Annotated in this window: 1 pseudogene; it reads left to right on the top strand. The window is 63.4% G+C overall.

Features of this window, described 5'->3' with window-relative positions:
- Nucleotides 1-517, top strand: a pseudogene (locus DQ244_RS19145) (hypothetical protein); the annotation flags it as partial.

A 517-nucleotide genomic window follows, 5' to 3' on the forward strand; every position in this document is an offset into this window, starting at 1 on the left:
GCTCGGCGTGTTCAAGTCGCTGCGGGTGGAATCCGCGCTGGCCAACAGCTACAAGCACACCATGCACAAGCTGCTCTCCAGCCGCATCGGCACCCCCAACGACCGGCGCAGCTGGAAGCAGCGCCTGGCCCGGACCATGAACTACCCCGGGCACCGGGCCACCAAACGCTACCTGGACGAGGTGGCCCTGCCGGCCCTGGAGGAGGTCAGCCAGGAGTTCTCCGCCCGCGGTGCGGAAGTGGCACTGGATATTGAACGGGTGGAGCACCTGGAGCTGGATTCGCTGGACCTGGTGGTCAGCAACGGGGACGAACGGCCCTTCAAATACCAGATCTACCCGGTGGCCATGCCGGTGCCCAGCTACGCCAGGGTTTCGGCCGGCAACGACATCTACTACCGCATCGAGGTCTTCTCCCAGGAAGGCAGCCACGGCTACGACCTGATGGGCCTGAACAAGGATCAGCTGATCTGCGACTGTCTCTTATACACATCTGACGCTGCCGACGATCTTACGCGT

Source organism: Blastococcus sp. TBT05-19, from assembly GCF_003319095.1.
Lineage (GTDB): Bacteria > Actinomycetota > Actinomycetes > Mycobacteriales > Geodermatophilaceae > Blastococcus.